Source organism: Aquirufa ecclesiirivi (assembly GCF_011250515.1).
GTDB classification, from domain to species: Bacteria; Bacteroidota; Bacteroidia; order Cytophagales; family Spirosomataceae; genus Aquirufa; species Aquirufa ecclesiirivi.
This window is the reverse complement of sequence record NZ_JAANOP010000009.1, coordinates 1-22047: the sequence shown is the minus strand read 5'-3', so window position 1 is coordinate 22047 and position 22047 is coordinate 1. Positions and strand designations below refer to the sequence as shown.

The window sequence follows — 22047 nt, the reverse complement described above, 5'->3', positions numbered from 1 at the left end:
TCAAACCTAAATAGACTCGGATAACTATTGAGAATTCGGGATAAATTTTTTTTTCATGCGGTGGCTTCGAGAGCCTCAGTCACCTTCGAGTACTTTAGTTAAATTCAAGAACCTCAGTTACCAGCTATATACCAAAGGTGCCTGAGGCTCTCGAAGGCACCTGTTGTTATATATCCCGAAATGCAATTGCTAGTTCAGGTAGTATGTTTGTCTCTCCTTTAATGAGTGCTTCTTTTTTGTCTCTTCTCCATTTTTGAATTTGTTTTTCACGCTGAAATGCCAAATAAATACTTGGGAAAATTTCAAAATAAACTAAGGTGATTGGTAACCTATTTTTTGTGTGATTCGCACCTTTACCCTTTTGGTGTTGTTTGACTCTTTTTAGAAGGTTAATTGTGCTACCACAATAAAAGCTGTCATCACAACATTTTAAAATATACATGTATCCATTCATGTTAATTCGGTTAGGTTTATTGGAAAATTAATAAAATGGATTTTTTGTTTTTGCTCGAGATTAAAATTATCAATTAGTTGCAAGGTGGCTTCGAGAACCTCAGTTACCAGCTATATACCAAAGGTGCCTGAGGCTCTCGAAGGCATCTTTGGAAGGGCGCTTTTCAAACCTAAATAGTCTCGGATAACTATTGAGAATTCGGGATAAATTTTTTTTTCATGCGGTGGCTTCAAGAGCCTCAGCCACCTTCGAGTACTTTAGTTAAATTCAAGAACCTCAGTTACCAGCTATATACCAAAGGTGCCTGAGGCTCTCGAAGGCACTTGCATGATCTTAGACATTTAGTGGTGCTACTGGTGCCTGAGGCTCTCGAAGGCACATTTGAAACCTTAATTTCGTTGAAATGCCTTAATTGCCTGATTCCCTCGAAGGCACTTTTAAATGGAAAATCCCCTAATTTGATATATTAACAGAAAATATATAAAGTAGGCCCACTACTATTCAAATGAAAAATTAATTGGATATTTGTGGTCAATTTGCTTCACCGATTCTTTAGCCTTTATGAATAAACCACCATTCGATGCGATTTTCATGGAATTAGCTCAAAACCTAGCTTTGAGATCGCATTGTACCCGAGCCCAAGTAGGTTGTGTTCTCACCAAAGAAACTCGAATTATATCCATAGGTTATAATGGTCCACCTGCTGGTACTCACAACTGCGATGATGAATTTGGTGAAGTGGGTTGCCCAAGAGATTCCAAGGGTTCTTGTTCTCTGGCTTTACACGCTGAACAAAATGCGATTTTGTATGCCTCCAAAAATGGTGCTGATGTGGAAGGTTCAACGATTTATGTGACCCTATCCCCTTGTATTTCCTGCGCCAGAATCATTTATAGCATGAAAATTAAGCGAGTAATCTACCTAAATTCTTATGCTGCCTATAAAGGACTTCCTTCCGATGAAGGTGTAGACTTTTTACGCAAATTTGGCGTAGAAGTGATGGCTTATGCTGAAATGGAGTTGCAATAGAATGTAGAATGTAGAATGAAGAATGAAGAATGAAGAATGTAGAATGAATTTTGGGAACTATAAAAATTCTTAATTCTTAATTCTACATTCTTCATTTTTAATTAATGATGATGAACCCCACCTTCACCATGAACATGGCCATGAGCAATTTCTTCAGCAGTAGCTTCTCTCACTTTAATTACTTTTCCACTAAACATTAAGTCCTTTTCTGCCAATGGATGATTGAAATCCATGGTAATATTTTCAGTACCTACTTGTACCACCATACCTTGCATGCGGTTTCCTTGGTCGTCCGTCATGGGGATGAAGTTCCCAACTTTCAACATATCACTGGTATCTTGGCCTTCAATTTGAAAGATGGATTTCGGTAATTCTATAATAGCATTTGGGTCAACGACACCATAAGCGTCTTCCGCCTGAATGGTAAAATCAAAGGTATCGTTTACGGAAAGGCCATTTAAATTATTTTCAAAAGCCTCAGGCAATCCACTTAATCCATGGATGAATACCATAGGTTCATTTTCGTCGACAATTTCTACCACTTCTGGCTCACCTTCTTCATTTGGGAAGGATAATTGGTAAGAAATGAATACAACGGAGTTCGGTTTAATCTGCATATTGTTCTATTTTGCAGCAAACCTACGGGATTAATTTGTAAAGCTTGATGCTCCTTGATTAATATTTTTGGATCAAAAGCTTTTGATTAGCTTTGTAATTCGATTTAAATTCCAAGATTTCCATGCAAAAAAGTGCTCAAGACGTATTAAAAGACATCAAACAACAAAAAATGGCACCTGTATACCTGATACATGGAGATGAACCATTTTTTATAGATCAAGTGGTGGATGCTTTTGAAAATAAGGTGTTGAGTCCAGATCAGCAGAGTTTTAATCAGTTTGTCATGTATGGCAAAGACCAATCTTTAGGTGAGGTAATATCCTATGCTCGAAGATTTCCCATGATGTCGGACAAACAAGTTATTATTGTGAAAGAAGCCGTCTTTTTAGAAGCGATGGCCAAAGGGAAAACAGATGCCAAAGACAAAGGGAATTCCGATTGGAAAGCTTGGGTAGACTATTGTGAAAGACCAACGGATTCAACCATCCTCGTTTTTACACTCAAAACATTATTGACGGATAAATCCAAAATTTTAGCGCCTCTAGATAAAAAGGGGGTGGTTGTAGCTTCGAAGAAAATTTCTGAAGATCGTCTTGGAGTTTGGTTAAAAGATTATTTGGGTTCTCATTCTTTGCATATCCAGGCGAATGCCCAAGAATTAATGGTTTCCTTTGTAGGGACAGATTTGAAGAGAATGGCACATGAGGCCGATAAGTTGATCGTGAACGTCCCACAAGGCAAAGAAATAGGCCTAGATGAAGTTGAAAAGTACATTGGGATCAGTAGAGAATATAATTACTTTGAATTTCAAAAAGCCATCATTCAGCGAAATAGCGAAAAGGGTCAGAAAATTGCCTTTTATTTTGCAGATAATACTAAACAGAACCCTGCGGCACCCATGTTGATCATGTTATTTAATTTCTTTGCCAAGGTTTTACAAGTTCATGATTTGGGAGCAATCTCCGAGGGAGAAATGGCCAGCGCCATTGGAGTCAATCCTTACTTTGTCAAGGATTACACTCTGGCTAAACGTAATTACCCTCTAGGAAAGGTCGTTCGTATCATAGAAGCCATTAAAAATGCCGATTTACGAATAAAAGGTGTGATAGGAAACAGTGACAAAGAGCGAGAAATCATTCTCGACTTGAGTTTCGAGATTTTTAATCTTTAGTTGATTGGTAAGTAATCATCTGCTTTCACATAACCCAATTCTCCTTCGAAATAGCAGTTTACCCAGATATCCTTTTTCTGCCAGTGGATAATTCGATTTCCTTTTTTTAGCATTTGTTTAACAGGTGCTGCAGATGAGGCAAAATCTCTCAAATAGGCTTTTTCCTTGGTAATTATGCCGTATTGAAGCAAAGCAGGAAAATTGGCGAACCAAGCTAAAAATAATAGGTAAAACCCTAGATAATACAAGCTATAAGCTTTGATCTTCATCTTTTTGACTTTTTTGAAGCTTAGAATACCAACTACGTAGAAGGCCAAAGCAAACAAAAATCCCATCAGATATGGGAAATAAGTAAAATAAATCCAAAGAAACTGGTCCATGAGATTGATTTGAAAACCAGATAAACCTTGCCTATCCCCTATTTCTTGCAAGCGTTTGGCAATTGCCGGTCGATCTTGCTCCGCTTGTAAACTGGATAAATAATATAATTCTTGTAACCAATCATTTTTGGCTTTGGCGATGTAGGCTAATTTTAATCGGATAGTTTCATTTTCGCTGCGTTGGGTTTCAACGATGGGCAAATAAATTTTTTCTGCTTCCAACAATCGATTGCTTTTAAACAGAGAATCTGCCAGGGTCAATTGATTTCTATCTATTTGGCTATAAGCAGGTTGCCAAATACAGAAAGAAAAAAGTGCAAAAAATATAATTTTATTTAGATGGTAGACTTGCATAATTCGAAAAACCGTACTAGTTTTGCACCGCAATAAGGGGAAAATGTTCTACTTTTGCAAACAGAAGTTGGCCAGTGGCTAAACTTCATTTCGACTCCAGAGTGGGTCAATTAATATACAAGCGTAAGCTTGATGATTCCGTAGCTCAGTTGGTAGAGCAATACACTTTTAATGTATGGGTCCTGGGTTCGAATCCCAGCGGGATCACTTCTAATTAAGAAACCTTGTCAATTTGGCAAGGTTTTTTTGTTTTGGGCTAATCAAACAAATATGCTTCAAGCCTTCTTGTTAGAATCCACCATCACTTGCCCGCATTTTGCCAAACAGGCTCCTGAAATCATGCCAGAAAATGCCTGTCAATATTTCAATGCTTGTACTTTTTGTGGAGAACGATTAAAACCTAAGTCAGGAGATTGCTCTGTGTTTTGTAGCTATGGAACTGTTTTATGTCCTCCCATCCAACAAGGAATGAATTGCTGTTAACTCCTTCGAAAATAACCTGAAATGGTAATTGATGGAAGATTTAATCCTTATTCTATATCCAAAACAATCTTCGTAGCTATTCCACTCACAGCCAAAGCCATAGCTTCCTCTATCCTATCCAAAGGAAAACGGCCAGAAATAATTTGACCCGGATGAATTTTATCCTTTGCTATCAAGTCAATGGTTTCTGCAAAGTCGTTGGGATGATCGTAAATGATAGAAGGTAAAATGGAAATTCCTTCTCTCGCGATTTTTAAAGGTACAAACTGTGCTGATTCATTGGCTAGTCCAACTAAGATGATCTCTGAGCCTCTAGGTGCAGTTTCTAAGATTAAATTGGTGGCCTTAGCTACACCGACACAATCAAATATAGCTGCCACTTCTTGATCATATAAAAATGATTCCAATCCTTCTGCAGGCAATATGCCTGCTCCCATGGCAACAGCCAAGCTTTGTTTGTCTTCATTTAAGTCTTTTACCCAAACTTGGTAGCCTTTTGTCAGCGCTAATTGACATAACAATAAACCAATAGCTCCTAATCCAAATATGGCTATAGGGCCTTTTGAGCTAACAGAACTTACTTTCAAAGCATGTACAGCAACTGCCAAAGGTTCAATGCACACCGCATCTTCATCCGAAATGGAATCAGGTAATTTCCAACAAAAATCAGCGTCCAAACAGATGTATTCTGCAAAACAACCGGGGGAATTAACTCCTATGACTTGTTTATTTGGACAAATATTTCCTCTGCCCTTTTGACAAAAACGACATGAACCGCAGGGAATATTGGGCTCTATAACGACTCTTTGACCTATCTGAAAACCTCTAACCTGAGATCCGATAGCCTCAACATTTCCTAGTCCTTCATGACCCAATACCGTAGGTACAGGCAATAATCGATCGCCTAAGAATAAATGCACATCAGACCCACAAATCCCTGTTGACTTCAAACGAATCAGTATTTCATTCGCTTTAGGAACTGGTTTTTCCAGATTTTGTACTTGAATATAATTCGGTTTTTCTAAGACGACTGCTTTCATAATTTGTTGGAAGGTAAGGTTCGAATAATGAAACCCATCACCAATAGTGGTAAAGAAAATAAAACAAACAATACGGTATTGCTCACTTGATTATCCGCTAAAATTCCGAAGACAGCAGGGCCTAAAATGGCGCCTAATCGACCAATACCCACCGTATACCCAACTCCCGTAGCACGAATGGAAGTGGGATAAATACGGGATAAGATAGGCCAAATTCCGTTGAATCCGCCTTGAGCAAATACACCAATAAACATCACTAATACGAATATGATGACTGTATTTAAAGGTAAAAAAGCATATAATTGCATAACAATAAAGGCCGCAAGCATATAAATAAAATGAGTTTTCTTCAATCCAAATTTGGAACCCAAAGCACCAATGGACGAAGAGCCTATAGCTGCGCCAATATTAAGTGAAATACCCACATAAGTTGCTAATTCAAAAGGCATTCCTGAATCTTTGGCTATGGTAGGAACCCAACTCATCACGGTGTACAAGGTCATAAAGCCAAAAAAGGCAGCTAACCAGAGTCGCCAAGTATTGGGTTTTAATTCTTCTGTTAACAATACTTTGACCCCTTGTTCTTCTATTTTTTTTGTTTGAAATTCTTCTGAATCTTGCATGACAAAGAACACCAAAATGGTCATCATGGCTGAAAAACAACCTGCAAGAAAGAAGGCATAATGCCATCCTTTGATCGGAATTAAATCAGCACAAATGAGGCCCGTTAAAATGGCTCCAATGGGCCATCCTGCCTGAATTATGCCTACATTAAAATCTCGGTATTTATCGTTGGAATATTCTGCCGCAGTAGTAGCTATGGTAGGTAAAATACCTCCTATGCCCAATCCTGTTAAAAAACGCCAAGCCAAAATAGGTAAATAAGCTTGTGCAAATGCCACCCCAAACATCCCAAGGCTGATCATAAGCAAGGATATTAAAAAGATTTTCCTTCGACCGTATTTGTCTGCCAAGGGGGCTAATGAAAAACAGCCCAAGGTCATACCTGCTAAGCCTGCACTGAAAATATAGCCCATTTCTGTTTTGGATAAACCAAACTCTCGAATGATTTCAGAACTAGAAAAAGATACGATTAATACATCTATTCCGTCATTGAAATTCATGAAAAAACAAAGGGCTACCATTAAAATTTGAAATCCCGACATGGGGCCATTCGAATGTATTTTGATTGGATTCTCCATTATTTTAAAAATCCTCCTTGTGGTTTCACGCCATTTTTTGCCCAATTTCTCAATAAATCAAATGAAGTAGCCATTTGTTGAGGAGTAAAGGCGCAATGAGCTTGTCCGTTGGTATATTTAACGGTGAAAAACTGATCTTTTTGTTGTTGATGCACCATGTTTTCATAATTCACCACAGCATAATTTGGAGGAATTAATTGATCATAAATGGTATGTACCAATAAAACTGGCTTATTGATGTTTCCTGTACGATCATAACGGGAAAATAATTGATTCGGGTTTTTTGAAGCGGCTAATCTTTCTGCTACTTGGTTGGTCAATAGGTCATCTGGAAAACCAGAATATACCGTTTGTAAGTTATCAAATGGGTTTCCTCCTAACCTGACCGCAATATCTCTTAATACGTTTTGATTGAAAAACAGCGATCCCCCTAGGTCTTTTAATTTCAAATCAAATCTTTTGGCAAAGGCTTTAGCCAAGATTGAATCTTTCTCCATGATGGCTTTCATGATCTGACCAATTTTGGGACCAGCTTGAGATAGATTGACATATCCTACTTGTGAATGAACATCAAATATATCTTTCAGGCTGGGTATAATGCCAGGAAAAAGGCCATTGAAAGTCGCATACATATCATATTCCTTCCTACATTGAAGATAAGGTCTAGAAGCTAATGGACATAATGGAAGAGCCCCATGGTAATTTTCACCAAAATTTTCCATGGTTCCCAAAGTAATCCCCCCTCCCATGGAATGCCCTACCATAAAGGTAGAATCAGGTTTTCCCATGTTTTTGATAAATGCTTGTCTTAATTCTTCTGTCGCATCAATACCTTCAGGCATCACAAAGCCTACCGCAGGATAATCCGAAGCAGCAATGGCAAAACCACGGTCTAGAAAAACTTGTAATCGTTTTTCTAATCCGACATTGGCTTCTTGAGGTTTTTGACCTTGAAATTGGTATCCATGGGCATACATGACCAATTTTTTATTCCAATTGTTAGGTATTAGGATTTGATAAGTACCACCATTTAAGGGTCCAACATCTTTTTTTTCAATTTGGCCCAAAAGTGAAAAACTGGCTAATGCAAGTAAAATAATATACTTCATGTTGGAAAGGATTAGGTATTTAAAGGGTTTTGTCCATTTTTAACGCTTCAATTTACTATTTTTTTCCTGCGAATTTTTCTTTTGTAATTCCTAAAAGTAAACGAATGATTGCTTGAGGTCTACCCATGACCAAAATTTCACAAGTTGGAATTAAAAAGGCAGGTCAATTTATTCCTGATTGTTTTTTAGATTTATATCTCAACAAACGAATTCTTCCATGCGCAAACTACTTATTTTACTTTTCACTGTTCCTTTTTTTGCAAATGCCCAATCTTCTCAAGATAGCTTGACGATTAAGAAAATGGCTGATGAAATCATGAGGCATGGAAAAGCCTATGATAAATTGAGGGAATTAACTAAACAAATTGGAGGTCGATTAGCTGGATCGCCGCAGCAACAAAATGCGGCCATTTGGGGTAAAAAAAGTCTAGAAGAATTTCAAGCAGATAAAGTCTATTTTCAAGCAGTAAAAACGCCCAATTGGAAGCGTGGAGGAAATGATTTTGCTGCAATCGTGGGATTGAATGGGAAAGCACAAATTCGTCCTATGAAAGCCCTCGCCTTGGGTAATTCTATGGGTTCTAATGGATTAATTGAAGCCGATGTGATCGCATTTGCGAGTTTTGACGAAATGGAAAAACGCAAAGATGATATCAAAGGTAAAGTTGTTTATTTCCATAGTGTTTTTGACCCGACCAAGTTCCAAACTTTTAAAGCTTATGCTGAGTCCGGTGTTTTTCGTCGGGTAGGTCCTAGTCGCGCCGCCAAATATGGAGCTGTGGGCGTTATGATTCATTCTTTGAGTACGGCTACCGACAATGAGCCACACACGGGAAGTATGGCCTATGATGAGGCTTATCCTAAAATCCCGGCATTAGCTTTAGGGCCTGAAGATGCCAAAGAACTATATGAATTGAGTAAAAAGTCGACCGTTCGCGTTCAGTTACAAACCTATGGCTATTTTTTACCAGATGCGGATGAAAATAATGTTGTCGCTGAACTAAAAGGTTCCGAGTTTCCAGATGAAATCATTACCGTTGGCGGTCATTTGGATAGTTGGGATATCAATGAAGGTGCGCACGATGACGGCGCGGGGATCGTACAAACGATGGAGATTCTTAGAACCATGAAAGCGATCCAGTATCGTCCTAAAAGGACCATACGCTTTGTTTTATTTGCCAATGAAGAAAATGGCATGCGGGGAGGAAATGAATATGCTAATCAAGCGAAATTAAATCAAGAGAAACATATTTTTGCCTTAGAAAGTGATGAAGGAGGATTCACACCTCGATCCATTGGAATTACTTGTTCTAAAGAGCAATGGAAGAAATTTCAAACGTGGTCTCCCCTGTTTAAGCCTTTTGGTGGTGAACTGACTTTAGGAGGTACAGGAGCCGATATTGGGCCTTTGGTGAAAGTAAACCCGTCGATTGTTTTGTCAGGTTTAATTCCAGACAGTCAACGGTATTTTGATTTACACCATGCCAAAACGGATGTATTTGAAAATGTGAATAAACGTGAATTACATTTAGGTGCTGTTAATATGGCGGCTATTATTTATTTGATAGACCAGCATGGTACCAATCCATAATTTTTTAATCGTTCAATTTTGAGTAAAAATGAAGTGCATTTGGGTTTTAAGCGTAGTTCATGGATTAAAAAATAATATGAAAATTTCCTTCTACCATCGCCTTTTGTTACTCGCTTTCGTGTTTTGTACCCTACTTTCTCCTGTTTGGGCTCAAAAAAATAAATTAAAGAATAGTCGGGTTTTAGTGTATACCAAAAACGGTGTAGGCTATGTGCATGATAATATTCCTTCTGCAGTAGCTAGCATTCAAGAATTGGGGGCCGAAAATAAGTTTACAGTAGATGTGTCAAATGATCCAAGCGTTTTTACGGAGGCTAATTTGAAAAAGTATTCCATGCTCATTTTCACAAGCACCAACAATGATGTGTTTGCCAATGATGAGCAGCGGGTGGCATTTAGGCGCTACATAGAAGCTGGAGGAGGTTTTGTAGGTGTTCATTCAGTGACAGGTACGGAAAGAAAGTGGGCTTGGTTTAAAATGATGGTAGGGGAAACATTCACATGGCACGCTAATTTTCAATCATTTTCTTTAATCAATATTGATCCTAAGCATCCATCCATGGAAGGAATTCCTCGTGTTTGGACCAAGGAAGATGAATGTTATTTTGGGAGAGAAATGTATCCAGGCATTCGAGTATTAATGATGCACGATGTTAGCACCTTAGATAAAAAACAATCGGATTTAATTCTTAAAAATGCAGGTACTTTTGGGGATTATTTTCCAGCAGTTTGGTACCAAAATTTCCAAGGAGGGCATGTTTGGGTAACTACCTTAGGACATGCCAAAACAGATTATAAGAACCCATTGTATAGAAATCATCTGTTACAAGGCATTAAATACATTGCTAATCAGCACCAAGGGATTGATTACAGTAAAGCTTTTTCTACGGGGAAAGACGATAAATTAATGGTAAATGATAATTTTTAAATTATTAGCTAGTGGGGTTTAGTTAGCCGTTCAATGAGCATTCCAAACAACTAACCCCTAATCCCTACCACCTAATCCCAGGATCCCTAATAAAAATCCCTAACCCCTAATAATACTTCCTATTCACTTTTTTATCGCTTTTTTTTATAATTTTATAGAAATGCAATTTTCGTTCCTGTATGTCTATAAAATTATACATTTCTTTATTTTTCATATTTTTTTGTTCTTCGTTAACTTCCTTTGCGCAGAATACAGAGGAATTATATAGCCAAGCTCGAACTGCCGCATTTGAGAGTAAGAATTATACATTAGCCAAGCAATTAGCCAAATCGGCCATACAAAAGTCTCCAGATTACTTAGATATTCGTATTTTTTTAGGGAGACTATACACTTGGGATAAACAAATCGACAGTGCTAGAATGGTCTTCCAACAAGTTATTCAACAAAAAGCGGATGTAGAGGATGTTTATATTGCTTATGCAAACCTTGAATTTTGGAATGACAATTCGGAAAAAGCACTAATTTTAAGTAATCAAGGATTAAGTTATTTCCCTTCTTCAGTAGAATTAGCCATTTTGAAAGCCAAATTTCTCAATGATTTAAATAAATGGGCTGAGGCAGACCAAGTTATTTCGGAGGTAATAAATATGCATCCCAAACAAACTGAAGCCCGTGCATTAGCTGCCAGAATAAGGGAAAATAGTTCAGCCAATAGGATTGGTGTTAATTATGGCTTTGTTTCCTTTGATAAGCAATTTGCTGACCCTTGGCATTTGACTAGTTTAGATTATAGTCGACAAACAAGCATTGGATCGATAATTGGAAGAATTAATTATGCCAATCGTTTTAATAGCCATGGTGTTCAATATGAAGTAGATGCTTACCCACGCCTTTCTGATACATTTATGGCCTATATAAGTGCAGGATATTCTCCCAATTTAGGCGTTTTTCCACAGACTAGGGCTGGATTTTCTCTGTATGCTAATTTACCTAAAAGTTATGAAGCAGAGGCTGGATTTCGCTATTTACAGTTCGGGGATAATACTTGGATTTATACAGCTTCTTTGGGAAAATACGTCAAATCATTTTGGTTTAATTTGAGGACTTATCTTACTCCATCATCTGGACAAGTTGGACAATCATTTACTTTCACTACTCGATATTATGTGGGTGGAACAGATGACTTTTTAAGTTTAGGCCTGAGTACTGGACTTTCCCCAGATGATCAAAGAAATGTTGTATTAATCAATGCTTCGTCATATAAATTTCAATCAAATGGATTGACCTTGGCTTATCGGCGATCAATTAAATCATTTCATGTAATCAACTTAAAAGCTGGTTGGACCAATCAAGAATATCAAAAAGATACAAGAGGTAATTTCATTGAATTGGGTGTTGGATATATTCGTCGATTTTAGAACTCATGGCTAAAATACTAAAGAGTAAGATTTTTTGGTTTTTTAGCCCAATCTGGCTTATTCCACTAGTCATGTTCATCCTATGGTTTTTTGCCCCTAAAATCGTATGGAATGTAGTAATCATAGATAAATCTTCCTCAAGCAAGGATGGAAATGAGCATATCAGTTTGTTTTGGTTATTGAATCAAAAGCGCTTGACTAAAACAAGTTCGGATTTCTATAAAATTGACCACGACTATTTTGGTTTTTTTCCTAAAGATAATGAACAGTTTAAAATCAAAGGATTAGAAAGATTTTCATCGAATCAATTAAAGCAATTAAGTGAAGACGCTGTTATGACTTATTTTACCGATACCTATGGGATTTATAAACAAGAGTGGTATCACAAAAGTGTCGGTGAGACTGTTGGATTTGGAATGCTTTATGGAGGATTAAGTAAACAAGATTTAGAGTTTCTTCAGTTGATGAAGAATAAGAAAAAACTGGTAGTCGCAGAATTTAATACGATTGGTTCTCCGACAACAAAGGAGAATCGAGAAAAATTTGAATCCATGTTTGGTATGCGCTGGTCAGGTTGGACTGCGAGGTTTTTTGATAATTTAGATACAACTGTGAATTTGGAATTACCTCCTTGGATGATAAAAAATTATAATTCCACTCACTCCATCAAATGGAATTTTAAAAAGTCGGGAATAGCTTTTGTACATGAGGAAAATGGGCAAGTGGTTGTTTTGGAAGATCAAAATCATTTAAACAATCCTATTCCATTTATTGAAAGTGGGGAATTGGGTCAGATAAAATATGGTTTGCCCCAGGAGATGAAATATCCATTTTGGTTTGATGTGATTGTACCTGATACACATATGAATGAGGTTGTATCCCAATTTGTTTTAAAAACCAATGCTTTAGGATTAGCTGAGTTGAAGAAATACGGTATTCCAAGAACATTTCCTGCTGTCATAAAAGCCAAATCGGGTTTTGCTCCCTTTTATTATTTTTCAGGTGATTTTTGCGATAATCCTGTTCAAATGAACCTATCCTATTTTAAGGGTATCGACGCCTTTAAATTTTTATTCTATAATGATAATAATCCTATGGAAAGAAGGAGTTTTTTTTGGGAATTTTATCGCCCATTAATGAATCAAATTCTTGATGATGCAAGTCTTCTAAATGTTAAATCATCAGTTAATTCCATATCGACTGATTAATGAATCTGGAACTAGTTTAAATCCGGGTTTGACTTTTGCATTTTTCTCTTTAAAACGATTAAATTCTGCTTGTAATTGTTTTAGTTTAATTTCATCACTAATTGGACTCTCATCCATATTTTCAGTGATTTTGAATAGACTATTTCCATTCATATGATATTCATTCATGATAAAATCTATTAAGGTAGATTTATTTTGCATCAGGGGAAATTGGTGAATATTTCTAAAGACTCTAAAGGTATCTAATCCATCTCCCATCCAGCTATTTCCTGCCTTAGGAAGTTTTATATTTGTTTGTTTCCCTAACAAGGAAAGTACACTAGGAATAATATCAAAATGTGTGGATACAGATGCAAATTGAGCATTTCGCTTTAACATGGGTGAATAAATCAGCAGCGGAACATGGTATCGATCAATCTTGGTACTCATGGGTATTTCAGGCATACGGTGATCTCCTGTAATAATAAAAATGGTTTGGTTATAGTCAGATCGCTTTGCATATTCCTGAAAGAATTTTTTTAAGGATTCATCAGCATACATGATACAGGAATATTGATGTAAGAAATTGTTGTTTTCTGCTTTTTTTTCCGCACCAAGACTTAATTTATCAATCCTAAGCTTTGCCATATCAATGTATTTTTCTTGATTTTTAATGAGAAATGGATCGTGAGTAGCGACGGTCAAAATCACATTAAGTTCTGGTTTTTTATTAACTGATTTATTTTTCCTCTCAAAGTATAATCGATATAATTGGTCGTCAGAATAGCCCCAAGTGAAATTTTGAGAGGTAACAGGCAATTTGGTATATCCATCAGGGAATGATTTTTCTTCTATGATTTGATCAACATGATTTTTGATTAAATAGGATTTCATGTTATCAAATTCAGTATTACCGCCATAAAAAAAAGAAGTTTGATACCCATTTCTTTTTAATATGCTATATAAAGAAAGATGACTAGGCATATTAGGGGCCATTTCCAAAATACCATTTTTACCAAAAGGCATAGAACTCATGAGGGAGGGAAGAACGGCAAATGTTCTTCCTCCTGCACTTAGCATGTTTTTCCAATAGAGACTTTTGTTAGCCAATGAATCTAAAAATGGAGTGAAACTGCCTAAATAGGCCTCTTCATTTGAAAACGCACTCCCCAATCCTTCTACCAAAATGATGACAATATTGGGTTGACTTTTTATGGGTTGAAAAAATGGTGATAATACATCTGGAGCTTGGTTACTATGATAAAAAGGATACTCATATTCAAATGGATAGGTCGTTTGACTCTTATTAGAATCCATACCATCATAATCACCAATATAACTATCAGCATAGATATCAATTTCATCAAATGAGGGAAAAATATAATCAACACTAGCAGATAAAAAAAAGGCAGTTTTATTAATAGTTAGGTTGTTTTCATATTCTGAACCTAGGTGAAACGTGGTTGATTTACTTGGAATAAAATAGAAAAATATAGAAACTGCTGGAAATAATAGGGCCATTCGGGGGGACACCTTCACCCTTTTTGGCAGAAATTGAATTGTAATATATAATAATACCCATAGTCCCAAAAATATAAATATAACGGAGTTGCTAAAACCTGAGGATGCGCTTATTATAAGAAAAATATCTCTCAACGAATAACTGAATAAGTCAGATCCTAAAGGCACAGAAGTCGTGTAGAAATACACCATTAAAGCCAATTGTAGACCAAAAAATAAGAGGAGTCCAAGTTTAGCTAGTAGATTGGCTAAACTAAAAGATATATAGGAAATGAATAAATAAAAGAAATACAAACTAAAAAGATAGGAAATCCAAAAATTGAAATCACTAACAAATGCAAAAGCTATTACCTGAAATATTTTAGAGGGAAATTGTTTACTTAAGCTATTTATTGTGATTTCTAAAAGACTCAAGAAAAAGATAGAAAGTAGCCAAACTAGTGTTAAACGTATGAATGAAATGCTGTAATCAGCGACTCTTGACTTTTGGTCTTTTATCTTTTTGAATAGAAAATTCATATAAATTGCATATTTAATGATTTTAATTGAATAAAGTAAATATAGATTACCCAAGTCAATTTGAATCTATTTTGAAATGATAATTCTCAAGATTTACTAGATAGCATTATTTTTTTCTTTACATTTTGGAAAAATTTAAACATGGATAAATTCAATTTTCAATCCATTGACCAGTACATTGAATCTCAAGATTTGGATAAACATGTTCGTTTACATGAGATTAGGAAGATCATGAAGCAATTAATCCCAGAAGCCGTTGAAGTGATTTCCTACCATATGCCTGCCTTCAAATGGAAAGGTAAAATTGTAGCCTATTTTGGTGCATTTAAAGAGCACATAAGTTTATTTCCACATGCTGGCTGTATTGAAGCCTTTCAAGACCAATCTAAGCAATATGTCATGTCCAAAGGCACCATACAATTTCCTATGACTCAACCTTTACCCAAGGAACTAATTCGTGACATGATCCAGTATCGTGTACATGAAATGGAACTCCAAATCAACATGAATAAAGCAAAATAGAATTTTAAACCTATTATACCATGAACATCAAACGTAGACATTTTTTACAATCTGCCAGTCTAACAGTTGGGGCATTTTGTCTTCCATCAACCTCGTGGGCTAAAGCTATCGATGAACCCGAACTTTGTCGAGGAGGCTATTTTACAGAAGCCCAAGGAAAAGCCTTTTTAGAGCAACATAAACCAGCTAATCTTAAAGCGTGGAATAAGCGTTCAGAACTAATCATTAAGCAAATTAAAGCGGGTATGGAGTTAAACAAAATGCCCCCAGCGCCTAAATCTGCTCCTATCATACACAGTAAAAAAGTATACAATGGATATTCCATTGAAAATGTGGCTTTTGAAAGCATTCCTGGTTTTTATGTAACTGGCAATCTTTATCGTCCTGCTGAATTAGTAGCCGGCAAAAGCTACCCAGGAATATTATGTACTCATGGACATGACGGTGCAGCAGAAGGAAGATTTAGAGAGCAAACTCAAAGGAGATGTGCTACGCTTGCCCGCATGGGTGCTATCGTATTTGCTTATGATATGCTAGGTTATGGTGATTCTCAACAGTGCTCGCATCAAATCAAGAAATCATTAAAATTACAAACCATTAATGGTACTCGAGCTTTGGATTTTTTGTTGAATTTACCTCAAGTGGATCCTGAACGTATAGCCATGACAGGAGAATCAGGTGGAGGCACTCAAACATTTTTATTGGCTGCTCTCGATAAAAGAATTAAAGTAGCTGTGCCATGCGTGATGGTTTCAGCTCATTTCTTTGGAGGATGTAATTGCGAAAGTGGCATGCCAATCCACAAGAAGGGAGATTACCAAACCAACAATGTGGAAATAGCGTCTTTAACGGCACCTAGGCCTATGTTATTAATTTCTGATGGTGCAGATTGGACGAAGAATACTCCCCATGTAGAATATCCTTACTTCAAGCATATTTATTCCTTATTTCAAAAAGAAGCCATGGTTGAAAATGTACATTTAGCCAAAGATGTACATGATTATGGCGTTAATAAACGCATGGCTTTATATCCATTTTTAGCCAAGCATTTAGGCATGGATATGAACCTCGTTTTAAATAAAAGAGGTGAAGTGGATGAAAACAAATCAGTGATTTTAACAAATCAAGAATTACGCGTTTTCAATGCGCAGCATCCTATCCCAGCCAATGCCTTGCAAGGGGATGATGCGGTGATGTCGATGTTGTAAGAATGTAGAATGTAGAATGTAGAATGTAGAATGTAGAATGTAGAATCAGGAATAAAGGTACATTATGTAATTCTTTTCAGTCAATAGTAAATATTAATTCTACATTCTTCATTCTACATTAAAAGAACCTTCCCATTCCTCCCCGGAGTTTCATAAGCACGGATAGCTTCTTGGAAATTTTCTAATGGGTAGGTACTGGCAAGGTCAACTTGGATACTTTCTTTACTCAAGTGCTCAAAAACAGTCTTAATGGCTGTTTTTCGTGTTTCAGGACTAGCATTTTCCATCCAGCTGCTAAGCCAGAAACCTGTAACGGTCAAATCTTTAAATATCAATAGGCCTGAATTGAGTGGAATGTTTTCCAAGCTTAACAGTCCGAAGACATACAGGGTCCCTCCTACAGCTAAACAGGATAAAGCCTGCGCAGCCAATGTCCCTCCGACTGCATCAAATACAGCTTGAATCCCATTAGGGGCATGTTCCTTGATGATTCGTGTAACTTTTTCATTTTCAGTATCAATCACTAAATCTGCTCCTAAATCGTATAAATGCATCTTTTGTGAGGCTTGTCGTACCGTTGCAGCTACCCAAATCCCTTTTTGTTTAGCCATTTGTATCACCAATTTACCCCAAGCAGATGCTCCAGCTGTAATCAATAAATGATCGCCTTCTTTCAATCCACTTGCTTCTAACATGGCATAGGCCGTTAAGGGATTAACAAATGCCTGACAAGCCATTTCATTACTCATGTTAGCTGGCACAGGAATCACAGCATTGACAGGGACACAAACATATTCCTTCCAAGTCCCTATGGTAGTAAATATCACCCGAGTGCCAACTGGAAAAACAGATGTACTATCCGTAGTTTCTATGATCCCCATGGCTTCAAAACCAGCACTGCAAGGTAATTGGGGCTGTATTCCATATAATCCTTGAATAAACATGATATCCGAAGGATTGATGTTTCGGGCTAATACCTGAATTCTAACTTCATGCGCCTTGGGTTCAGGCATGGGAGCATCAACCAGCTTAAGTACATCTTTCGGTAATCCAGTTTGTTCAAAAATGACTTGTTTCATGTTAATGAAGATTTAAATGGGGAATTAAATAGGAAGATAAAAAAAATCGTTGATTGCCAATTCAAATCTAGCTTAGAATGCTTAAATTGTTTCTTAACAAATGAATATTTTATGCATCCATTTACCTTATTTTCTTTGGAAGGAAAAGTAGCTTTAATTACAGGTGCTAGCAAAGGCATCGGTTTAAGTATAGCGGAGGCTTTTGCCCAAGCAGGAGCTAAAGTGGTTATCAGTAGTAGAAAGCAAGAATCTTTGGATGAAATGGCTCTAGAACTCCGAGAAAAAGGATTGTCGGTGGAGGCTATTGCCTGCCATGTGGGGCACATGGACGAATTACAAGCTCTGGTCGATCAGACCATCGAATTTTATGGGCAATTGGATATTGTAGTCAATAATGCCGCCACCAATCCTGTTTTTGGCCCTGTGGAAGATACCAGCTTAGAAGCCTTTGATAAAATCATAGATGTGAATCTAAAAGCTCCTTTTCAACTGATGAAGATATGCTTTCCTTATTTAAAAAAATCAGATGGCGCTTCAGTGATTAATATTTCCTCCATTGGAGGATTATCTCCAGAGGCTGGCTTAGGAATTTATAGTGTCAGTAAAGCGGCCTTAATTTCTATGACAGAGGTATTTGCCAAGGAATGGGGAGAGCACGGCATCCGAGTCAATGCCATTTGTCCTGGATTAATCAAGACGAAGTTTTCGGAAGCTCTTTGGGACAATGAACATATACTCAAACACATGATGAAAAACCTACCCATTAAAAGAGTGGGAAAGCCAGAAGAAATAGCCGCAGCGGCACTTTATTTGGCTTCTGAGGCATCTTCTTATACCACGGGTACCGTTTTGACTGCCGATGGCGGATTTACGATTTAATCGATATGGAATCAATACCAGCTATATATACGTCTGAACGAGTGGCTCTTCTTTTGCCCCGTTATCAACAATTTGTCAAAGAGCACCTAAGACCTTTGGAACAAAGTGCTATTTATGGGTCATTTAAGGCTCATTTGCCCGTGTTAGGTGATTTAAGAAAAAAAGCGAAATCATTGGGCTTATTTGCTCCGCATCTTTCAGTAGAAGAAGGTGGATTAGGATTAAGTCTATTAGAGTTTGCTTCGATTTCAGAAGTATTAGGTCAAAGTCCCTTAGGGCATTATGTGTTCAATTGTCAGGCACCCGATATTGGCAATATGGAACTGATGCATCGATTTGCGTCGGAAGACTTGAAAGCCCAATACCTACATCCATTACAAAGAGGGGAAATACGTTCTTGTTTCGCCATGACGGAACCAGAACATGCAGGAAGTAACCCCATTCATCTTTCTACCCGTGCCGTATTAGTTGGAGATGATTATGTCATCAATGGACATAAATGGTTTACTTCCTCTGCGGATGGGGCGTATTTTACTATTGTGATGGCCGTGACAGATCCTGACCATAGCAATCCCTACCAGCGGGCTAGTATGATTTTAGTTCCATTAGATAATCCGGGCTATCGCCTGATTCGAAATATTCCTATCATGGGCGATGTTGGAGAAGATTATTTATCCCATGGTGAAATTGAATTTAAGGATTGTCGGGTTCCTAAGTCAAATTTAATCGGTGAAGCAGGATCAGGTTTTGCCTTGGCTCAAGAACGACTAGGTCCAGGTAGAATTCATCATTGCATGCGTTGGATAGGGATTTGTGAACGGGTATTGGAATTGACTTGTAAAAGGGCAATGACTAGGGAATTGAACCCAAATCATGTTTTGGCGGATCAACAAAGCATACAGCATGGTATAGCGGAAAGCGCCGCAGAAATTAAAGCCTCTCGATTGATGGTTTTGCAAACAGCCTATTTGATTGAAAAATATGGAGCCAAGGCTGCAAAAGAAGATATATCTACTATCAAATTTTATGTTTCCAATGTGTTGATGCGGGTGATAGATAAGGCGATTCAAGTACATGGAGCTTTAGGAATTACGGACGATACGCTTTTGTCATTTTGGTACCGTCATGAGCGAGGAGCCAAAATTTATGACGGACCCGATGAAGTTCATAAAACGGTTTTAGCGAAGCGAATCATTCAATCCTACAGCGCTAGATGATTAATGTAAGCAATCCAACTTTATTGGAATATTTGTCGGACCATTTACAGGTTTCTGCATTAGAAATTCAATTAAAACCATTTAAAGGTGGTTTCTCAAATTTGACCTATGGATTAGAAGCCCCAGGTAAAAAATGGGTTTTGCGGAGGCCACCTTTGGGAAAGAAAATATCCAAAGCGCATGATATGGCCAGAGAATTTAGAATTTTGGAAGCCTTAGAAAGAGCAGGATATCAGAAAATACCTAAACCTATTCTCTGTTGTGAGGACGAGAGCATTTGGGATGCACCCTTTTTCATCATGGAACATGTAGAGGGTCCTATTTTACGCAATATAATGCCGGAAGGGCATCATCTATCGCCTCATTTTTTTAAACAACTTTCTGCTATTTCATTGGATGTTTTATTGGAATTACATCAATTGGAATTAGAGAAATCAGGTTTGGGAAATTTAGGAAAGCCTGAGGGATTTGTAAGTCGTCAAGTGATGGGTTGGTCGGATCGATATTCCAAGGCAGAGACAGAGGAAATTTTGGATATGGACCATCTGGCCAGTTGGCTAAAACAACATATTCCAGAACTAGAGCATGTAGGATTCATCCACAATGATTTCAAATACGATAATTTAGTTTTATCGAATTTTGAACAACCGGAGATTAAGGCGGTGTTGGATTGGGAAATGGCTACTGTGGGAGATCCATTAATGGATCTAGGTACGGTTTTAGCTTATTGGGCGGAGGCCAAAGATCCTGAAATTTTAAAAATGTTCAATTTATCCTATGCCGAGGGTAATTTTACCCGTGCAGAGGTAATTGAATATTATGCTCAACGGAGTTCATTGAATCTAGATAAGATACATTTTTACTATGCTTTCGGATTATTTAAAGTGGGTGTGATAGCCCAACAAATCTACCAAAGGCATGTCCAAGGTTTTGCCCCAGATCCTCGCTTTGCAGCTTTGATTCATGTGGTTAAAGCTTGTGGAAAATTGGCTGTTCAAAGTATTTTAACCCATCGGATATAATATGGAAATCAAACAGGTGTGTATTTTAGGTGCAGGTACTTTAGGGACCCGAATAGCCTTTCAAGCTGCATTGTCGGGATATTGGGTCAAAGTATATGATATCAAAGAGGAATCCTTTACTATATCCAAAAAGATGATTTCCAAGATAGCGAAAGGATTAATTGCTTCGGAACTGTATACGCAATTAGCGATCGACGAAGCATTCACTAGATTATCCTATACCTTGGATGATGAGGAGGCAGTAGCGGAGGCAGATATCATATCCGAGTCGGTAACTGAAGACCTCGCACTCAAACAACAAGTTTGGGCAAGAATGGGTCAAATTGCTCCTGAAAAAACAATATTTACTACCAATACTTCTTATTTACTTCCCTCCTCTTTAGCTTCATTTACGGGTCGGCCAAGTCGTTTTTGCGCCTTTCATTTTCATGATGTATTTTATTCTAAAATTGTGGATATCATGCCTCATCCTGGTACAGATGCAGAGGTGATTGAAATATTACAAGATTTTGGTCAAAAGCTAAAACAGGTACCTGTCGTTCTCAAAAAAGAGAATCATGGATATATTTTTAATGCCATGTTATTGTCTTTCTTAGGAGCAGCTGGAAAACTGTTGGTGAATGAGGTGGCAACCATTGAGGATATTGATAAATCATGGATGGTGAATTTTCATGTTCCCATGGGTCCTTTTGCCATTTTGGATTCCATTGGCCTAGATACGGCTTGGCATGTCACTCACCAATTACCTGACGCCCATTCAAAATCCTTTGCTGCCCTATTGAAGACCTATGTAGATGCAGGAAAATTAGGCGAAAAATCGGGGGAAGGGTTTTATAGGTATTAGGAATGAAGAATGTAGAATGAAGAATGTAGAATGAAGAATGTAGAATGAAGAATGTAGAATGTAGAATGAAGAATGTAGAATGAAGAATGTAGAATGAAGAATGTCTTGTGTTTTGTCCTGATATAGGTTGACATTTGAGTTTATAAGGGAGTGCTCAATGAACTGTGTCATTGTTTAATAATCTATCTGCGAAGTAAATATTTAATTCGTTTCTAACCGTATTCCAACCAAACATTTTTCCTGACCATTTGGTATTAGCATTGATGGTAGCT

General features: G+C 37.3%; 21 protein-coding genes and 1 tRNA gene. 14 read left to right on the top strand and 8 right to left on the bottom strand.

Going from position 1 to position 22047, the window contains the following annotated elements; all coding sequences use genetic code 11:
• Positions 1-166 precede the first annotated feature (166 nt).
• Positions 167-454: a GIY-YIG nuclease family protein gene (locus tag G9H65_RS11455; RefSeq protein ID WP_166375482.1), complete on the bottom strand. Its 288-nt coding sequence runs from the start codon at positions 452-454 to the stop codon at positions 167-169.
• 561 nt (positions 455-1015) lie between these two features.
• Between G9H65_RS11455 and G9H65_RS11450 the strand changes: the two genes are divergently transcribed.
• Entirely contained in the window at positions 1016-1483 is a 468-nt protein-coding gene (locus G9H65_RS11450; protein ID WP_166375481.1) for a deoxycytidylate deaminase, read from the top strand.
• A gap of 101 nt (positions 1484-1584) precedes the next feature.
• Here G9H65_RS11450 and G9H65_RS11445 read toward each other — a convergent pair whose 3' ends face one another.
• Entirely contained in the window at positions 1585-2100 is a 516-nt protein-coding gene (locus tag G9H65_RS11445) for an FKBP-type peptidyl-prolyl cis-trans isomerase (protein ID WP_166375480.1), read from the bottom strand.
• A gap of 122 nt (positions 2101-2222) precedes the next feature.
• Between G9H65_RS11445 and holA the strand changes: the two genes are divergently transcribed.
• Positions 2223-3272, top strand: a complete 1050-nt coding sequence (gene holA / locus G9H65_RS11440; RefSeq protein ID WP_166375479.1) for a DNA polymerase III subunit delta — start codon at positions 2223-2225, stop codon at positions 3270-3272.
• On the opposite strand, the gene G9H65_RS11435 is transcribed toward holA, so the two are convergent.
• Positions 3269-4006 (bottom strand): hypothetical protein, encoded by a 738-nt coding sequence (locus tag G9H65_RS11435; RefSeq protein ID WP_166375478.1) that lies wholly within the window; start codon positions 4004-4006, stop codon positions 3269-3271. The two genes, holA and G9H65_RS11435, sit on opposite strands and share 4 nt — an antisense overlap.
• 134 nt (positions 4007-4140) lie before the next feature.
• Here G9H65_RS11435 and G9H65_RS11430 point away from each other — a divergent pair.
• Together G9H65_RS11430 and G9H65_RS11425 are read left to right on the top strand one after the other, a co-directional pair.
• Positions 4141-4213: transfer RNA gene (locus G9H65_RS11430), tRNA-Lys, on the top strand.
• Between the two features lie 63 nt (positions 4214-4276).
• Positions 4277-4489 carry a GDCCVxC domain-containing (seleno)protein gene (locus tag G9H65_RS11425; RefSeq protein ID WP_166375477.1) on the top strand — a complete coding sequence of 71 codons (213 nt, stop codon included), beginning with the start codon at positions 4277-4279 and terminating at the stop codon, positions 4487-4489.
• A 47-nt stretch (positions 4490-4536) separates the two neighbouring features.
• Here G9H65_RS11425 and G9H65_RS11420 read toward each other — a convergent pair whose 3' ends face one another.
• Genes G9H65_RS11420 through G9H65_RS11410 form a run of 3 tightly spaced genes read right to left on the bottom strand, consistent with a single transcriptional unit; the run spans position 4537 to position 7840 of the window.
• Entirely contained in the window at positions 4537-5529 is a 993-nt protein-coding gene (locus G9H65_RS11420) for a zinc-dependent alcohol dehydrogenase (protein ID WP_166375476.1), read from the bottom strand.
• Positions 5526-6731, bottom strand: a complete 1206-nt coding sequence (locus G9H65_RS11415) for an MFS transporter (protein WP_166375475.1) — start codon at positions 6729-6731, stop codon at positions 5526-5528. The genes G9H65_RS11420 and G9H65_RS11415 overlap by 4 nt, the downstream gene beginning before the upstream one ends.
• The gene (locus G9H65_RS11410; RefSeq protein ID WP_166375474.1) at positions 6731-7840 is read right to left on the bottom strand and encodes an alpha/beta hydrolase family protein; all 1110 of its coding nucleotides are present in this window, start codon (positions 7838-7840) and stop codon (positions 6731-6733) included. Before G9H65_RS11410 ends, G9H65_RS11415 begins: the two co-directional genes overlap by 1 nt.
• A gap of 217 nt (positions 7841-8057) precedes the next feature.
• Here G9H65_RS11410 and G9H65_RS11405 point away from each other — a divergent pair, with 217 nt between their 5' ends.
• The 4 genes from G9H65_RS11405 to G9H65_RS11390 all read left to right on the top strand — a co-directional run bounded on the left by G9H65_RS11405 (position 8058) and on the right by G9H65_RS11390 (position 12985).
• Positions 8058-9431 (top strand): M20/M25/M40 family metallo-hydrolase, encoded by a 1374-nt coding sequence (locus G9H65_RS11405; protein ID WP_166375473.1) that lies wholly within the window; start codon positions 8058-8060, stop codon positions 9429-9431.
• A 76-nt stretch (positions 9432-9507) separates the two neighbouring features.
• The gene (locus tag G9H65_RS11400; protein WP_166375472.1) at positions 9508-10359 is read left to right on the top strand and encodes a ThuA domain-containing protein; all 852 of its coding nucleotides are present in this window, start codon (positions 9508-9510) and stop codon (positions 10357-10359) included.
• 179 nt (positions 10360-10538) lie between these two features.
• Positions 10539-11777 carry a YaiO family outer membrane beta-barrel protein gene (locus tag G9H65_RS11395; protein WP_166375471.1) on the top strand — a complete coding sequence of 413 codons (1239 nt, stop codon included), beginning with the start codon at positions 10539-10541 and terminating at the stop codon, positions 11775-11777.
• 5 nt (positions 11778-11782) lie between these two features.
• A complete protein-coding gene (locus G9H65_RS11390; RefSeq protein WP_166375470.1) occupies positions 11783-12985 on the top strand; it encodes a hypothetical protein in 1203 nt (400 codons plus the stop codon).
• Here the strand turns inward: G9H65_RS11390 and G9H65_RS11385 are convergent.
• Complete coding sequence (locus G9H65_RS11385; RefSeq protein ID WP_166375469.1) at positions 12959-14485, bottom strand: LTA synthase family protein; 1527 nt, start codon at positions 14483-14485, stop codon at positions 12959-12961. The genes G9H65_RS11390 and G9H65_RS11385 overlap by 27 nt on opposite strands.
• Before the next feature lie 660 nt (positions 14486-15145).
• Here G9H65_RS11385 and G9H65_RS11380 point away from each other — a divergent pair.
• A complete protein-coding gene (locus tag G9H65_RS11380; protein ID WP_166375468.1) occupies positions 15146-15526 on the top strand; it encodes an iron chaperone in 381 nt (126 codons plus the stop codon).
• Between the two features lie 20 nt (positions 15527-15546).
• The gene (locus tag G9H65_RS11375) at positions 15547-16734 is read left to right on the top strand and encodes an alpha/beta hydrolase family protein (RefSeq protein WP_166375467.1); all 1188 of its coding nucleotides are present in this window, start codon (positions 15547-15549) and stop codon (positions 16732-16734) included.
• 113 nt (positions 16735-16847) lie between these two features.
• Here the strand turns inward: G9H65_RS11375 and G9H65_RS11370 are convergent, their stop codons facing one another.
• On the bottom strand, positions 16848-17813 hold the full coding sequence (locus tag G9H65_RS11370) for a zinc-dependent alcohol dehydrogenase family protein (RefSeq protein ID WP_166375466.1): 966 nt from the start codon (positions 17811-17813) through the stop codon (positions 16848-16850).
• Positions 17814-17924: 111 nt separating this feature from the next.
• Here G9H65_RS11370 and G9H65_RS11365 point away from each other — a divergent pair, with 111 nt between their 5' ends.
• Genes G9H65_RS11365 through G9H65_RS11350 form a run of 4 tightly spaced genes read left to right on the top strand, consistent with a single transcriptional unit; the run spans position 17925 to position 21775 of the window.
• A complete protein-coding gene (locus tag G9H65_RS11365; RefSeq protein WP_166375465.1) occupies positions 17925-18692 on the top strand; it encodes a glucose 1-dehydrogenase in 768 nt (255 codons plus the stop codon).
• Between the two features lie 5 nt (positions 18693-18697).
• Positions 18698-19909, top strand: coding sequence for an acyl-CoA dehydrogenase family protein (locus tag G9H65_RS11360; RefSeq protein ID WP_166375464.1), 1212 nt, complete (start codon positions 18698-18700; stop codon positions 19907-19909).
• Positions 19906-20931 carry a phosphotransferase family protein gene (locus tag G9H65_RS11355; protein ID WP_166375463.1) on the top strand — a complete coding sequence of 342 codons (1026 nt, stop codon included), beginning with the start codon at positions 19906-19908 and terminating at the stop codon, positions 20929-20931. Before G9H65_RS11360 ends, G9H65_RS11355 begins: the two co-directional genes overlap by 4 nt.
• 1 nt (position 20932) lies before the next feature.
• Positions 20933-21775: a 3-hydroxyacyl-CoA dehydrogenase gene (locus G9H65_RS11350; RefSeq protein WP_166375462.1), complete on the top strand. Its 843-nt coding sequence runs from the start codon at positions 20933-20935 to the stop codon at positions 21773-21775.
• Positions 21776-22047 lie beyond the last annotated feature (272 nt).

Excerpts from the sequence above, each read along its gene's own strand:
- G9H65_RS11455 (WP_166375482.1), bottom strand. The coding sequence starts at position 454 with ATGAATGGATACATGTATATTTTAAAATGTTGTGATGACAGCTTTTAT.
- G9H65_RS11450 (WP_166375481.1), top strand. The coding sequence starts at position 1,016 with ATGAATAAACCACCATTCGATGCGATTTTCATGGAATTAGCTCAAAAC.
- G9H65_RS11445 (WP_166375480.1), bottom strand. The coding sequence starts at position 2,100 with ATGCAGATTAAACCGAACTCCGTTGTATTCATTTCTTACCAATTATCC.
- holA (WP_166375479.1), top strand. The coding sequence starts at position 2,223 with ATGCAAAAAAGTGCTCAAGACGTATTAAAAGACATCAAACAACAAAAA.
- G9H65_RS11435 (WP_166375478.1), bottom strand. The coding sequence starts at position 4,006 with ATGCAAGTCTACCATCTAAATAAAATTATATTTTTTGCACTTTTTTCT.
- G9H65_RS11425 (WP_166375477.1), top strand. The coding sequence starts at position 4,277 with ATGCTTCAAGCCTTCTTGTTAGAATCCACCATCACTTGCCCGCATTTT.
- G9H65_RS11420 (WP_166375476.1), bottom strand. The coding sequence starts at position 5,529 with ATGAAAGCAGTCGTCTTAGAAAAACCGAATTATATTCAAGTACAAAAT.
- G9H65_RS11415 (WP_166375475.1), bottom strand. The coding sequence starts at position 6,731 with ATGGAGAATCCAATCAAAATACATTCGAATGGCCCCATGTCGGGATTT.
- G9H65_RS11410 (WP_166375474.1), bottom strand. The coding sequence starts at position 7,840 with ATGAAGTATATTATTTTACTTGCATTAGCCAGTTTTTCACTTTTGGGC.
- G9H65_RS11405 (WP_166375473.1), top strand. The coding sequence starts at position 8,058 with ATGCGCAAACTACTTATTTTACTTTTCACTGTTCCTTTTTTTGCAAAT.
- G9H65_RS11400 (WP_166375472.1), top strand. The coding sequence starts at position 9,508 with ATGAAAATTTCCTTCTACCATCGCCTTTTGTTACTCGCTTTCGTGTTT.
- G9H65_RS11395 (WP_166375471.1), top strand. The coding sequence starts at position 10,539 with ATGTCTATAAAATTATACATTTCTTTATTTTTCATATTTTTTTGTTCT.
- G9H65_RS11390 (WP_166375470.1), top strand. The coding sequence starts at position 11,783 with ATGGCTAAAATACTAAAGAGTAAGATTTTTTGGTTTTTTAGCCCAATC.
- G9H65_RS11385 (WP_166375469.1), bottom strand. The coding sequence starts at position 14,485 with ATGGCCCTATTATTTCCAGCAGTTTCTATATTTTTCTATTTTATTCCA.
- G9H65_RS11380 (WP_166375468.1), top strand. The coding sequence starts at position 15,146 with ATGGATAAATTCAATTTTCAATCCATTGACCAGTACATTGAATCTCAA.
- G9H65_RS11375 (WP_166375467.1), top strand. The coding sequence starts at position 15,547 with ATGAACATCAAACGTAGACATTTTTTACAATCTGCCAGTCTAACAGTT.
- G9H65_RS11370 (WP_166375466.1), bottom strand. The coding sequence starts at position 17,813 with ATGAAACAAGTCATTTTTGAACAAACTGGATTACCGAAAGATGTACTT.
- G9H65_RS11365 (WP_166375465.1), top strand. The coding sequence starts at position 17,925 with ATGCATCCATTTACCTTATTTTCTTTGGAAGGAAAAGTAGCTTTAATT.
- G9H65_RS11360 (WP_166375464.1), top strand. The coding sequence starts at position 18,698 with ATGGAATCAATACCAGCTATATATACGTCTGAACGAGTGGCTCTTCTT.
- G9H65_RS11355 (WP_166375463.1), top strand. The coding sequence starts at position 19,906 with ATGATTAATGTAAGCAATCCAACTTTATTGGAATATTTGTCGGACCAT.
- G9H65_RS11350 (WP_166375462.1), top strand. The coding sequence starts at position 20,933 with ATGGAAATCAAACAGGTGTGTATTTTAGGTGCAGGTACTTTAGGGACC.